Raw genomic sequence first — 14,747 nt, 5'->3', positions numbered from 1 at the left:
TTACATGTAACTAGCGTTGATATAGTGAAATAAAAAAGCAGCTGTCCCGGCTTTACGCGGACAGCTGCTTTTTGGGTTGAAAAAATTCTGTTGTACCGCATTCTGAAGCGAACGATGGGGTTGCAGCTGCTTTCATGATGGGAATGTGAACATTTAAATATAAGCGACAGAGCATTTTACTGCTTACGAGGTGGATCAGGCAGATCGCAGCCTGTATCTTCCAGCTGCGGATTGGCGGACAACTGGTCAAAGTAATTGATTTTGTATTCCAGCACGTCCTGTATATCCCGCAACCGCTGGATTTCGCTGCCGATGCGCTCATGCTGCTGCCGCAGGATCGACTTGCGCAGATCTAGTGTACTGCTGCCCTGCTTGATGAGAGCGCGGAACGCTTTCATCTCTTCCAGTGTCATACCGGTCGATTTGAGCCGGGTCATGAAAATAATACCCCGTACCTGCTCAGCCGTGTAATATCGATGTCCATTGGGCTTACGCTGCGCTGGTGGCAGCAGATCGATACGCTCATAATAGCGCAGCGTATCCTCGCTCAGTCCTGTCAGCTCGGAAGCTTCGCGTATCGTCATTGGCATATCCGGAATCTCAATCATCATGCTGTTCACCCTCTCCTCAGGCAGCCTTTTTATAAAAAAGGAATCTCCACCCTGTTTACGTATATATTACCAGGGAATGGGTCCGGTTTCATCGAAAAATTGTCCGGAAGGACCGTTCTCATCAATTACTGCCAAGCCGATCACGGTCCCGGCTGAATGTTCCACGGTACGGGGGCCGCTGTTACCGTTCAGATCTGTGGCGGTATAGCCTGGATCGACCGAGTTGATCTTGAGCGGGGTATCAGCGAATTCTTTGGCAAACAGGACGGTGACTGCATTCATCGCTGTTTTGGAACTGTTGTAGCCCAGCGGGTTGGCGCCATAATGTTCATGCGCCGGATCGCTGTTGAAGGCCAGTGATCCGAGTCCACTGGATACGTTGACGATACGTCCGTGCGGCGCTTCTTTGAGCAGAGGCAGCATCGCCTGAATAACCTGAATCGTGCCAAATACATTCACTTCATACACACTGCGGATCTCTTCAATTGACTGTTCGCTCGGTACATTGCCGCCCATGGCTATACCTGCGTTGTTGATCAGTACATCCAGTGATCCGGACTGCTGGCGAATCTGCTCGGCCGCACTCTGAATCGTAGCCGGGTCGGTCACATCGATATGTACGTACTCGGCCCGGATGCCTTCGCTCTGCAGCCGCTCTACCGCCTGCTGTCCATTGGTCTGCTGACGTGCTCCCAGGAAAATGTAATATCCCTGCTGACCCAGCTGACGTGCTGCTTCATAACCGATACCTTTATTCGCGCCTGTAATCAAAACCGTCTGTTCCTGAATCATCTATATCGTCTCCTTTGGAATGCTGTAGTGTAGCGGCCGCCTACAGCAAGACTACAACTTGGAGTACACTCCAAGTCAAGCTTATTTCTGCGGAAATATAAAAAAGATCGCACACTGCTCTTTTCCGGTGCGGCTGGCAGGACTTGTTGCATGCAGCTAACTCTCCGGTTCAAAAAAGCAGGTACGATCTTTTGCTATTTTTTGTACATTATTCAATACTGTACTATCGATCTTGCTGAAATGTCTGTCTACAGGCTGCTGTCCGGCTCCATGCGGGAGAATCGACGAACAGACAGAGCCTGAATCCACAGCACCAGCTCTACGATCAGCAGAATGCTGATCACCCATGCACCACCGCTTAGAACCCAGTGATGTACGCCCAGCGCCAGCGCCGATCCGGTATGCTCCGTAAAAAGCTGCTCAATCCGCATTGTGAAGAAATAGAACATTCCGAGTGTAAATAGTCGTGTCCACTGCGCCGTATTATAAATGCCGATACCATGACGCCAGCCTTTTTGGCGAATTCGCCGGATGGCACGCAGTGCTTCGGTACATTCCACTGCAATCAGAATCAGCAGTGTAATCCACCATAGCGCAATAATGGTAGTATTACTCCAGGCGTGAGTCGCCTGTACCGCAGCTCCGGTAATTGCCAGTGCTCCATACAGCGTACAATTCGTATCCGTCCAATCCGGCACCAGACGCTCCGGCTTGCGGCTATAACGGTACAGAATCAGCGAAGCACTCATCAGGTAAAATACGAACCCAAGTGTGATCATCGCCTGATTAAGCCAGAATGCCACATAACCATTATTGAACACCTGATGGAACAGCAGCACAATCGACTGGGTGGAGACAGCAGACAGCATAAGAATGCCATGCACCCGGTCGTACTGCTTTTGCAATACTATCTGATACCAGCCGAGACATATAAAATACAGTAAAAACAACCACAGGCCCACATTGAGTACCGCCAGGATATGAATGGTCTCCTGCGCCCAGCCCCATGTAAATGAAGCAAACAAATTAATCAGCAGCGTCGAGGTTCCCGCTACCCAGGTCCCCACTCCAAACCGCTGTACCGGATCAGCCAGATGATCCAGGTAAAAACTGGATCGGCGGATGGAGGCAATATAACTAACGAGCAGATACAGCCAGATGATTGCCGTTCCGATAACCAGCAGTCTCGTAATAAGACTGGTCGGCCCCAGACCCGACATGTGCTGCCATACTCCCTGAATGAAAATACCGAGTGCCATAACAATGCTGCCGGCTGCAGTTGGTGCGACATACAAATGTTTGTTGCCACTAAATGCAATCAGTCCCACGATCATGCAGCACAGCAGCAAAATAATCAGCATATTGATTCTCCTTTATAACGGATATAAGCTCTAGTATATCATATCACCGGAGAGTATACCGCCCGTATTGCTGTATTGCATATCCATTTATCCACGCTGCGGAATATAGGGCGGCATTGGCGCGTTAATGACCGAGATCGGAACTTCAAGGGTCTGACCGGACTGAATATCATACGGCGTGACGAGCCGGTTGGCCTGCAGCAGATGCTCGACCGTCAGCTGATACTGCTCTGCGATATAATCGGCCGACTCTTCGCCTGCCACAACATGCTGCTTGCGCAGCTTCTCGATTCGGCAGGCAGCCTGTTTGAACGTGGGCTGCTTGGACAGCGGATCGGTAAAATCGGCTGTCAGGTCATTGGCCGACTCATGCCCTTCCCAGCTGCCATAATGGAACGGCACAAATACAAGTCCTTTTTGTACCGCTGTACCGATCCGGGCGGGCACTTCAATCCAGCCGCGCGGTGAGCTAATGCGCACGACTTCTCCCTGTATGATGGATAATGCGGCGGCATCGTCCTCATGGATCTCCACATAGGCATTGGGCGCAGCCATTTGCAAATACGGCGAGCGGGCTGTCTTGGTCCGGGTATGCCAGTGCCAGACCAGTCTGCCGGTCGTGAGCCAGATCGGATATTCTTCATTCGGCTGTTCGGTCGGCGGCAGATAACGGGTCGCATGCAGAATCGCTCTGCCATTGGCCTGCTTGCGTACAAACTCGTCACGGCTCAGGGCGCGGCCGCTGAACTGATCCTTGGTATAGCTCTGGGAATAATCCACATCTGTCGGGAAATGATAGTCGCTGTACAAGCGCGGCGTTCCTTCAGGGTGCTGCTCGTTGGCTGGCCAGCGCATGCCGTTATACTGCTCCAGCTTGTCGTAGGTCATGCCGGTCATATCACATGGACGACCGCGCGAGACAATTTTCCATTCTTCAAAGCATTCCTCCGGCGTGGAGTAACCGATCAGCGGCTGACCGTCCTTGTCCTTGAGTTCCATCCGGCGGGCAAAGTCGATCAGAATCTGCAGATCACTTTTCACTCCCTGCGGCGGCTCTACCGCTTTGCGCAGCACATTGATCGTACGGTCGGCATTTTCCATTGTGCCTTCCTTTTCTCCCCAGAGTGCGACAGGCAGTATGACATCCGCGACCTTGGCCGTTTCGGTCAGGAATGGGTCCTGCACGACGACGAATATTTTCTCCAGCGCTTTGCGTGCCCGCCTACGGTTGGGCAGGGAGACCATCGGATTGGTGCCAATGTTCCAGAAGAAGGTCACTTTCCCCTGCTCGATCATGTCCAGCTGCTCTTCAATCCCTTTTTCCGGACCGGCAGGCAGCGTTTCTTCCTCCACGTTCCACAGATCGGCCATCTCCTGCAGATGCTGTGGATTCATCGGATTGCGCTGCGCCGGGTACGTACCTACGCCTCCTGCGGTGCGATTGGCCGAGGAGCTTGGCTGACCGGCCATATGCAGCGGGCCGCATCCCGGCTTGCCGATCTGTCCGCGAATCAGATGCATATTATTGATCGCCACACAGGCTGTTGTCGCATCCGCACTCTGGAATGTCCCCTGCAGCGTCGTAGTCACCATCGAAGGCGTCTGCCCCAGTACAGAAGCTGCTTCATGCAGCTGCTCCACCGGAATGCCAGTAATCTTCGACGTCTTCTCCGGTGTCCAGTCCGCTACCGACTGCTGCATCTCTTCGTAACCAATCGTATATTGATCGACAAAATCGCGATCTATATCCCCATTCTTGATCATCAAATGAACCAGTCCATTCAGCAGCGCGACATTGGTTCCCGGAATCAACTGCAAATGCAGATCCGCATGCCGGGCAGTGAGCGTATGACGCGGGTCCACCGCTATGATGTAGGGCTTGCCTTCCCGCTGCTTGCGCTGCATAATCCGCTCATGCAGCACTGTACCTGTCTCGGCTACATTATGTCCGAACAGCATCAGCGTATCGGTCACATCCACATCGTCAAATGAAGCCGGCGTACCGTCTGCTCCAAACGACTGCAGCAGGCAGAACTCTGTGGTCGCTGTACAGAGCCGGGTATTGGCATCCAGCAGATGGGTATGCAGACCGGCACGGCCGATTTTGGCAATTGTATAATAGTCTTCCAGATAGCCCTGACCGGTCGAATAAATGGCGATGCTGTTGCTGCCCTGACGCTCCAGCGATTCTCTCGCTTTGGAGACGATCAGTTCCATCGCTTCTTCCCAGCTCGCCGGCTCCAGCTGACCGTTTTCCCGGCGGATCAGCGGGGTCAGCAGTCGATCCGGGCTATTGTTGGCATACCACTGATTTTCCCCTTTGGGACCAAGACGGCCGCGGTTGATCGGATGCTGACCATTGCCTTTGATGCCGACGATCCGGTCATCCTTGACGGCAATATGGCAGCCGCAGCCGATTGAGCAAATATTGCAGGTGCTGTACACCCATTTGTCCACTTCACCCTGACTGTATATATTCATATCAATACGTTCTTTTTGCCAGCTCACAGGCTCACCTCCAGATAAAAGGTCGGTATAATGTATTTGATCGCTGCCTGACCATAATTTTGCTTCAATGCTGCAGCCATACCATCCAGCTGCTCACGCATATGTTCATACCGGTTGCGGACCTGCTCCGTATGTTCGGTCTCAAATGAAGGCATCCAGTGCACCGCTCGAACCCATGCGCGCATCGTCGGCTCTGACACTTCATTATTCTGATACAGCATCGACAGATACGGGCGAATCTCATCCAGCGCCAGCTTGGATGAGTCGGAGTCTGCTTCCAGCAGTGGAATCAGCTTATCCAGCGCTTCCTCCTGTTCCTTGAGCGAGTAACGGATCAGTTCGATCAGCGGATGCTGCATCGGGGCGGTCTGTTTCAGCACCTGCTGCACATCCTCTGCCATTGCCTGGCAGTAAGGCAGTAATGAATTCATGCTCTACCTCCTTGGGTATGGGAATCTGTTATTAGATCAGTGCGCTGCATACTTCTTTTACATAAGCTAAATGAATAAACATCGATTAATGTACATAAAGTTCAAGTTAGCGGATCGCTATAGTTATATATGGTCATAAGCCATTACCCGAATTTGAAATATGCCTACCTCTACATATGAAATCATGAAAAATAGCCTATAATCCTGCCCTCGCATCAGCAGAACTATAGGCTATTCGGAATTTATGGATGAGACTATCGATGGAGATCATCATTTCATCAGGAAATGGGAATTGATCAGATCTGTCCTACCCACTGGGATTCCGCAATTGCGGACCAGCGCTGACGGATACGGTCAAACTCTTCCTGGGAGAGCACACCATCGGCGATCAGAGCAGCATTTTCAGACCAGCGGTTTGGTTTGGTAGTGCCGACAATCATCGTATCCACACCGGGAATGCTCAATGTGAAGCGCAGTGCCTGCTTGATACTATTCTGCACATCATCATCCTGCAGAAACGTATAGTTCAAATCACGCAGGCGGTTCCAGTAGACAAAGGCATAATCCTGCGGCTCTACCTGTTCGCGTGTCCAGGCTGCATTGGCAATCGGACGCTTGGCTACAATGCCCATCCCGCGCTCACGTGCAGCCGGAATCGTCAGGGAAATGGCTTCCTGATCGGCAATATTGACCGAAGTCTCCAGACTGTCAAATACACCTGTCTCAATCGCATACAGTGCGTCGCTGCTATCTCCGCTGTATCCGATATAGCGTGTCTTGCCCTGCTGCTTGGCACGCTGGAGTACGTCAATGACTTCGCCCCGGCGCAAAATCTCTTCCGAACAGCTGTGCAGGTGAATCATATCCAGGTGATCGGTCTGCAGGCGGCGCAGACTGCGGTCGATACTCTGCTCCAGCATATTGCGATCCCAATCCGGTGCTTCGAAGCCTGCGGCATGGCCGCATTTACTGAACAGATAATAGTCATCACGCCGGTCTGCCAGTGCATTGCCGATCAATTCTTCGCTGTCTCCGTAGCATTCCGCCGTATCAATAATATTCAGCCCGGCATCCAGTGCACTGTGAAGCAGCTGATCCACTTCGCTCTGCGAGATACCGCTTCCAATTTCCGAACCGCCAAAACCAAGCACACTCACATGCATATCCGTATTTCCATATTTACGTTTTTCCATACGATACAGCCTCCTTCAGTTATGTGGGTTGGAGCCTTTGCAGCAGTCTACAGGATAGCGCTGCACTGCCTGTTCTATGTTGCCGTACGTTATGTATTACCCTATTTATGGAAAAGTAGCAGGTTTCTGCTGAATTTATATCGTAGTAATAGAAAAGCCCGAACAGCTGCTGCACTGTCCGGGCTTCAGGAAAACTTTATTTATACAGCTTATTTCAGGTATACGGCTAACAATCAGGAGTTGACCAACTCGGAATCCTTGCGGATAATGCTGATTACATAGCCTCCCACCGCTCCGATAATCGCAGGCAGAATCCAGCCAAGACCGATCGTATACATTGGAAGATAACTCGCCAGAAACTGATCGATCGCAGCCAGATGGAACGGCGTTGCTTTCAGTCCATCGGCAAGACTGATAATGAATACGAGCAGCATGCTGCCCTGATAGACAAGACGCTCTCCTTTGAACAGAGAGTGACAGAAGGTCAGGAACATCAGTACAATTGCCAGCGGATAAATAATCGTGAGTACCGGCACAGAGATGGTGATCAGCTCATTCAGTCCGATATTGGCAATAATTGCGCTGAAGATACACAGCCCAGCGACCAGCTTTTTATACGTAAAGCGCGGCATCAGTTTGCTGAAGTAAGATGCACAGGACGTGATCAGACCGATACTGGTCGTCAGACAGGCAATTGTAATCATCAGTCCCAGGAATATACCGCCGGATGTGCCAAAGTAATAACTGGACATCCGTGCCAGAATCTGGCCGCCATTTTCCAGATATCCAAATGCATTTACCGTAGAAGCACTAATATAGGACAGGGATACATAGAGAACCGATAAAATCACGGCTGCGATGCAGGCTGCTTTGACACAGACCGTAACGATCTGTCTGCGGCTGGTTGCTCCGCGGCTGCGAATCGCATTGATGACAATAATACCGAATACGAATGCTGCCAGCGCATCCATGGTCAGATAGCCTTCCTGAAAACCGTTAAAAAGGGCATGGTTCGTGTACTTCTCGGTCGGCTCCCGGAATACACCGATCGGATACAGCAGTCCCACGATAACAAGTACGCTGATAAATGTCAGCTTGATTGGAGTGAGTACTTTACCGACGATATCGACAATTCGTGCCGGATTGAGCGAGAAGAAACAGGTAATGCCAAAGAAAATAATCGAAAAGACAGCTGCCGCGATTGGGTACTGATCGGCAGTCAGAAATGGCTTGACGCCGATCTCAAACGAAACATTACCCGTCCGCGGAATCGCGAACAGCGGTCCGATCGCCAAATACAGCACAGTCGTAAATACAATACCGAATACCGGATGCACCCGGCTGGCGAGTGATTGCAGATCATCCTTGCCGGAGAATCCGAGCGCAATCACGCCCAGTGTAGGCAGGCCTACACCTGTAATCAAAAAGCCAATGTTGGCCGGCCAGAAGTTCGTTCCGGCAGATTGGCCCAGCATGGTAGGGAAGATAAGATTCCCTGCACCGAAAAAGAGCGCAAACAGCATTAATCCAATAACAACGATGAATGAAAATGGTATTTTTTTCTCCAAAGAACGAACCTCCGATGAATCGCTATTCAATTCTATTTGTCATCCGGTCCGGGTAATTCTCTCCACTCCTACAGTGCCCGGATTACGAATGCCATGCGTTCGAAATTCTTTTCATTTACGGACCATGCTGCCAATCAGACTGCCTCGCTTCAACGCGCCGATGTGTAAAGGTGCGAAGTGACTGACAGACCGCTGTTCCGTTACTTTTGCCGCCTCCAGCTCAATGTGATTAAAGCATATCTCACGCACAAAGTTATATTTTAACCCACTCCGTCCAATGCCTCAATGACAATTATTAGAAATATGTATAAATGAACAGGAATTTTTCTTTTTTAATCGTTTGCTTTTTGCGAAAAACTTGCAATTCCCTTTTTTTCTCTTCCATATTTTATAGTTCTCTCTACATAAAATTAATAAATTCTGGTAAAAAACGCATTCTGCTATTAAAATAATCTTGCACCCTACTCCGGCTCATATGATAGATGATATATCATTTACATATTATTCTTATAACCGTGTTTCATGAAGAACTAAAGCAACTGCACGTTGATCCCAAAAGAACTTTATTTGTTTCCCAGTACATTTTATCTGATCACTTCCCTATTTGTTCTCTATTTATTCCAGACACCCGAATCAAGTTATATGTACAAAGGAGCCTGCTGAATGATCAAAGCTTTTTTAATCGATGATGAGAAATTATGTTTGCAATATATGAGGACCATGCTGCAGGAGATTCCTGCGATCAAGGTTGTTGGCGAATGTTCCGATTCGCTTGTTGCTCTCGATGCAGTCCTGCAGCTGGAACCGGATGTTATTTTTATGGATATCGTAATGCCGGGAATAAGCGGTTTGGAGATAGCCAGGTCCATCCGGCAGTTATTGCCCGATACACAGATTGTATTTGTGACCGGCTCCGATGCCTGTGCTGTAGAAGCTTTTGAAATGAATGCGCTGGATTATTTACTCAAACCGGTTCGGCAGGAACGACTTGCCAAAACGGTCGCCCGGCTGCTTCCTGCTGCACCGTCTGTCGACAATGCAGCCCGGCTCGTCGTATGCTGTTTTAAAACATTAAAGCTTGTATACACCTCACCCTATCATGCAAAACCGACCAAAGTCCCTTTCCGCTGGCGTACAAGCCGTGCACAGGCTGTGTTTGCTTATCTTTTGCATTATCGGGGCACATTTGTGAGCAAAGATGCACTGCTGCATGAATTTTGGCCATTTCACGATGTACGAAAAGGCTCCTCGTACCTTTATACAACTATCTATCATATTCGGCAGTCGATCAAACAGAACGGCCTCCATATTACAATTGACAACAGCAACCGGGAAGGGTACACATTGCGGATCGGAGATACGCTAATTGATGTGGATCAATTTGAACAGGGCATTCGTGAACTGGGTGCCGTCACTATGGCCAATTATGCGAATCATCAATCTTTATCGAATCTGTATACAGGTGATTATCTTACCGATCACGATTTTGAATGGGCAGCCGGTGAAAGACAGCGTCTTAGCATGATATGGCTTAATCATGCAATCGAATTGGGCATCTTTTATACGGAATCTTTGATGTTCTCTGCGGCATTATCCATCTATCAGCGCATGATTCAGCTTCATCCTTACGTAGAGACCGGACACTGGGGAGTTATGCGCACCTATGCAGGCATAGGCAGTCCGGCAGAGGTGGTAAAGCAATTTCAATCCAGTTGCCATTTATTCCAACAGGATCTGGGTATTGAATTGTCCTCTGATCTCAAGAACTGGTACCGACAGTGGCAGGATCATAACGCTTATCAGCTGCCTCCTCATTAACAAACATCGTGTGACAAATACCCGGATGGATAATATGCCATACCAAAATGCGCATGGTACGATGCTGGATCGATCATATATCTTTTACAGACTGTACATAAAAAATAGAAACAGCCTTTCGTCGCCATGACGAAAGGCTGTTTCTATTTTTAACAGTAATACAGGCGAACAGGGTGCATTATTCGGACTGATTGGATCTTTGCTGCTTTCTGCGAACCAGAATAACACCTGCAAAGCCCAATACGATCAGCGTCATACCTGCAGCGGTATTCAGCCAGTGACTGCTCTCGCCGGTCTGCGGAAGTGTCTGTAAACCGGAAGCCGCCTGCTGATCGGAAGCTGAAACTGCAGATTCATCAGCAATCTCGCCGCTGATGGACTGCTCTTCTGCTGACTGATCAGAATCGCTGTTTGTTCGTGTCCTGGTTCCATTTCCATTTTCTCCATCATCGGTAAGGTCATCCTCAATTGCCGTATCCGGCTGTTTGCCGGATGAACCTTTGGAAGATGGACGGTTCTTGTCCGACGACGTTGAACCCGGAACCTGATTATCTGCTATATTTTGTACAGGTTCCGGCTCGATTTGCTGTTGGTCTGCCGGTTCCTCTGTTACAGGTTCAGCCACAACCGGAGTCACGATTGGTTCCGGCGTTACAGGAACAGGCAGAACAACTGCAGGTTCGGCTGGTGCCACATAACCCGAGCTGTTTGCAGTTTTGGATTTGTCTTTATCCTTGTTACTGTTTTCCGGTATCGGCTGCTCAACAACAGGCTTTTCAGGTTCCGGTTTTGGCTCTACCGGAGCTCCACCACCTGTACCTCCTGGAGACGGTGCAGGATTGACTATAACGACCGGTATTTTGTTATTTGTAACAGTAGTTGTCTGATTCAGATTGGACGCGCTTATTGTAAAGGAACGCTCTGCTAGATCAACAGCATATCCTTCAGGAGCGGATACTTCCTTCAGAATATACTCACCCGACAGCAGCTTGGTGAAAATGGCACGTCCTGCTGCATCGGTGGTGAGTGTATTGATCAGAACCCGACTGCCGCTGGACAGCTTGCGTTCCAGTGTAAACTGGGCTCCCGCCAGCTTGAGAGCCGGATTTTCCGCGTCTACCTTGACGACTGTCAGCTGACCGCGTACCCCACTGCCGCTGCCTGACCCGGAGGATACACCTACAATGACTTCTTTCGAAGTTTCCTGGCTGACCGCCTGGATATTGGTACCTTCAAATTTGACGCTGTTGCCTGCAGCATCGCCATTCTCGGCATTGATCAATGTTTGATACTGCAATACATAAGCGCTGGAGATATCATGGGTAAATGTCAGTACAAAATGGGATTGTCCCTGATCATTTTTGCCGGTCACCAGCTCATAGTCTTTGCCTTCTACCAGTTTATCCTTTTTCGTAACTGTTCCGTTTGCGTCTACGCTTGTTGTATAGAGGATCAGGGATTCAGGTACGAGAATCTGGTTTGAAGTCGGTGTATCGGTCAGACGGGCATTGCTGACAAAAGACTGACTTTCATTAATCATGACATTCCAGTCGATCATATCGCCGTTCTGCATTCCAGATTTAGAGACGTACTGTCCGCCGTGCGGAATCGTTACCGATGCCTTCAAATCTTCGGATACCGGATTTTGATTGTTTTTCAGTACAGCGGTATTGTCTACTTTGCTGTCAATCAGATTGCCTTCCAGACTGGTTGTGAATGTAATGATATATCCGGATGAGACGGATTGATTGAAATCCAGCTGCAGCAGACCGCTATCCTTGTTGTACGTTATGGTATACAGATCTGCTGATACCAGATCCCCGGCAGAAACACTGCCGTTGGACTGTACATTCATTTCGTTAACTGTCAGTGAACCTGGAACCAGCTGCTGAGACTGCAGCAGTTGATCATCCATGGAAGCATGCTCCAATATGTCACGGTTGTAGTTCACTCCGACTGTCCATGTGATCTGCTTCGTCTCTGGATTGTAGCTTCCGCTTTTGTAGCCATTATTTTTGGCGGAGTTGTTTGGATTGAAGCTTGCTGTTGTTGTGATTGCATGAGACTGATTGTCATGACTGTCTATCCAGCCGACCTGTGCCCGGTTGGCAAATGTCTTGGCAGTCCCGGTCACTGTGTCCATATCAAAGTTCGTTTTGTAAGTGATAGTATAAGCATCGCTGATCGGCGTATTGAAAATAATACGGAAACCCTGATCATACGCTCCCGATGCATTTACTGCTTCCAATATATAATCGGTATACGCATTATTGGAAGAGTCTGTGATTTTTAATGTTGCCGGCTGCAGAACCAATCCCGCATTCGGGAATTGATCCTCAATCGTCACATTATTCATCGTTGCCTTGTTCTGATTAAGCACAATTCTCCAGCTTGCCGTCTCATTCGTATAATCCGCGCCGTTCAGATATTTGTTGGCGTATACCTGTTGTGTTTTTTGCGTAGCGGAAGAGCTGTATTGCCCGGAAGTTACCGTATTCGTAACATCCTGTCCATTAAATACAGGAGAAGCTGCCTTGGTCGAATATTCAATCAGATAGGCAGACTGTACATCCGAATCGAATTGCAGGGTAAATCCGGTTTTACCATCCTGTGCAGGCTGGTTGGTCACTGTCACACCGGTAAACTCGTTTCCTTTTACAGTATTGCCGTTTGCATCAAAAGTAATCGCAGTTACTTTGATATCTCCGCTGCGTACCTGGCTGTCGGTGAACAGATCGCTCAGCAAAGCATCGGCTCGTGCAATTCCTCTCTCTCCATAGTTATAACGAATCTCCCAGTTAATCGTCTGGGTAGCTGAATCATAACTTACCACACGCTTTTTGAGCATTTCACCAATCGTAAGATTCACGGTTGCGGTGGCAGAAGCATTATCAATATTGTCGCCCCCAAATACTGCCGTATTCGCAAAGCTGGTTCCGCTCGTGATTGCTGTGGAGTAGTCGATCCGATAGGCGGAATCGACAGTGCCCGAATTAAAGCGCAGAACAAAGTCTTTGCCACCTGGTGTCTTGTCCAGCACATACTCCGACGGATCCACCACTGTACCTGTCGTAATGCTGCCATCCAGATTGACATTCAGATTGGTCACTACTACTGAAGCAGGATTAAACGTCAATCCTTGCGGCAGCTCATCTGTCAAATTCGCATTGTTTACTGTGTCCAGCTTTTTGTTAAAGTCAATGCTCCAGCTGATATTTTGGGCATTGAGCTTTTTATCGGGTGTTCCCTTTTTCGTAATGGTGGAATTGACGATAGGCTTGAATTTCACATTGAACTGCTGTTCGCCCGTACTGATCGGGAAAACAAAGGCCTGTTCGGTGCTGCCGGTAATTTTCTGCTTATCGAATTTGCTATTTAACTGAAGCGTACCATGAACTTCGTCATACTGGCTGATGAATTCATTGAAATTCATCGTGATTTTGTTTGTAGACTTGCTCACGGTGAAAGTTCCTACATTTTCATCCCCGTTGATCACCAGATCGCCTGTAATATCATTGAATAGTACAAATTTATCCGCAGGCAGCAGATCAAACGTAAATGTAGCGCCATTTCCATAATTATGGCCATTTTTGAGTGCCCAGTTAAAGTCCAGCTGCACTCCCGACCCCTGATCATAGCGTGGTCCCTGGGCCGGTTTTCCGTCTGCTCCGAGTACAGTCAGGTTAACCGACGTAATCAGATTTTCGGTAATTACCTGGGCAGTGCCTGTATCGGCTGCTGCCAGCTGCATGCTTGCAGGAGCCGCTGTATCTGCCGGAGCAGGCTGCTGCGTCGCATCTGCTTCTGCTGGTGATGCTGACGCATCTGTAGAATCAGCGGCAGGCTGTTCGCCCGCTGCTTGTGGTGCTGTATCCGTAGATGCCGGTGTCTCTGCACTCGTATCTTGACTGCTGTCTGCAGCAGTGTCCGCAGCTGGTGATACCGTCGCTTCTCCGGTCTGTTCATTTGCATCCGGATCGGCTTGTACTGCGGATTCGGCAGTCTCAGAAGATGCTTTCGAACTCGTCTCGGATGTATCTTCCGAGACAGGTGATGTCGTACTTCCTGTTTCGCTATGGACAGCGGTAGCGGAATCTTCAGTATTGGCTGTAGTGGATGAATCTTCATTTGCGGCCGCTGCAGTCACTGTCTCCTGAGCGTGCACCGTTGTCATCCATCCTGTACCCTGCACTAACTGAACAAACAGAATCAGGAAGACAACGAGCATACTCGCTCTTTTCTTCATCTTTCTTGTTCCCCCTTTGATTAATAAAAACTGCCTTGATGGCAGCCTGTTCCATATTATCCAAGACACCTATACAAAAACTTAACAACTTGGTTGTTAAAAATTTAATGGATAAGGATTTATATCAATCGATCTGATCAACTATAAAAAGGCTGAAGGTTCCTCCCACGAAATTCCTTCAGCCTTTGATTTTGCTGTACGGTTGGCAAAGACAGCCTC

9 protein-coding genes are annotated in these 14,747 nt (G+C 49.0%); 1 reads left to right on the top strand and 8 read right to left on the bottom strand.

Annotation, left to right across the window (positions count from 1 at the left end):
- Window positions 1-176: 176 nt before the first annotated feature.
- The 7 genes from M1D61_RS10310 to brnQ form a co-directional block, all read right to left on the bottom strand.
- Window positions 177-611 carry a MerR family transcriptional regulator gene (locus M1D61_RS10310; RefSeq protein ID WP_458122253.1) on the bottom strand — a complete coding sequence of 145 codons (435 nt, stop codon included), beginning with the start codon at window positions 609-611 and terminating at the stop codon, window positions 177-179.
- A 66-nt stretch (window positions 612-677) separates the two neighbouring features.
- The gene (locus M1D61_RS10305) at window positions 678-1,403 is read right to left on the bottom strand and encodes an SDR family oxidoreductase (protein WP_458122252.1); all 726 of its coding nucleotides are present in this window, start codon (window positions 1,401-1,403) and stop codon (window positions 678-680) included.
- 248 nt (window positions 1,404-1,651) lie between these two features.
- Window positions 1,652-2,764 carry a hypothetical protein gene (locus tag M1D61_RS10300; protein WP_458122251.1) on the bottom strand — a complete coding sequence of 371 codons (1,113 nt, stop codon included), beginning with the start codon at window positions 2,762-2,764 and terminating at the stop codon, window positions 1,652-1,654.
- An 87-nt stretch (window positions 2,765-2,851) separates the two neighbouring features.
- Complete coding sequence (locus M1D61_RS10295) at window positions 2,852-5,272, bottom strand: molybdopterin-dependent oxidoreductase (protein ID WP_458122250.1); 2,421 nt, start codon at window positions 5,270-5,272, stop codon at window positions 2,852-2,854.
- Complete coding sequence (locus tag M1D61_RS10290; protein ID WP_458122249.1) at window positions 5,269-5,703, bottom strand: hypothetical protein; 435 nt, start codon at window positions 5,701-5,703, stop codon at window positions 5,269-5,271. The genes M1D61_RS10295 and M1D61_RS10290 overlap by 4 nt, the downstream gene beginning before the upstream one ends.
- Window positions 5,704-5,999: 296 nt before the next feature.
- A complete protein-coding gene (locus tag M1D61_RS10285) occupies window positions 6,000-6,896 on the bottom strand; it encodes an aldo/keto reductase (protein WP_458122248.1) in 897 nt (298 codons plus the stop codon).
- Between the two features lie 233 nt (window positions 6,897-7,129).
- Window positions 7,130-8,464 carry a branched-chain amino acid transport system II carrier protein gene (gene brnQ / locus M1D61_RS10280; protein ID WP_458122247.1) on the bottom strand — a complete coding sequence of 445 codons (1,335 nt, stop codon included), beginning with the start codon at window positions 8,462-8,464 and terminating at the stop codon, window positions 7,130-7,132.
- Between the two features lie 663 nt (window positions 8,465-9,127).
- Here brnQ and M1D61_RS10275 point away from each other — a divergent pair.
- Window positions 9,128-10,282: a response regulator gene (locus tag M1D61_RS10275; protein WP_458122246.1), complete on the top strand. Its 1,155-nt coding sequence runs from the start codon at window positions 9,128-9,130 to the stop codon at window positions 10,280-10,282.
- Window positions 10,283-10,460: 178 nt separating this feature from the next.
- Here M1D61_RS10275 and M1D61_RS10270 read toward each other — a convergent pair whose 3' ends face one another.
- Entirely contained in the window at window positions 10,461-14,528 is a 4,068-nt protein-coding gene (locus tag M1D61_RS10270; protein WP_458122245.1) for a collagen binding domain-containing protein, read from the bottom strand.
- Window positions 14,529-14,747 lie beyond the last annotated feature (219 nt).

Source organism: Paenibacillus sp. Z6-24, from assembly GCF_054161335.1.
Note: the sequence above shows the minus strand (reverse complement) of the source record. Positions and strands in the feature narration are given on the sequence as shown.

What these genes read in the sequence shown, in the direction of transcription:
- M1D61_RS10305 (WP_458122252.1), bottom strand. Translation starts at nt 1,403, where the DNA reads ATGATTCAGGAACAGACGGTTTTGATTACAGGCGCGAATAAAGGTATC.
- M1D61_RS10310 (WP_458122253.1), bottom strand. Translation starts at nt 611, where the DNA reads ATGATGATTGAGATTCCGGATATGCCAATGACGATACGCGAAGCTTCC.
- M1D61_RS10275 (WP_458122246.1), top strand. Translation starts at nt 9,128, where the DNA reads ATGATCAAAGCTTTTTTAATCGATGATGAGAAATTATGTTTGCAATAT.
- M1D61_RS10290 (WP_458122249.1), bottom strand. Translation starts at nt 5,703, where the DNA reads ATGAATTCATTACTGCCTTACTGCCAGGCAATGGCAGAGGATGTGCAG.
- M1D61_RS10270 (WP_458122245.1), bottom strand. Translation starts at nt 14,528, where the DNA reads ATGAAGAAAAGAGCGAGTATGCTCGTTGTCTTCCTGATTCTGTTTGTT.
- M1D61_RS10285 (WP_458122248.1), bottom strand. Translation starts at nt 6,896, where the DNA reads ATGGAAAAACGTAAATATGGAAATACGGATATGCATGTGAGTGTGCTT.
- M1D61_RS10300 (WP_458122251.1), bottom strand. Translation starts at nt 2,764, where the DNA reads ATGCTGATTATTTTGCTGCTGTGCTGCATGATCGTGGGACTGATTGCA.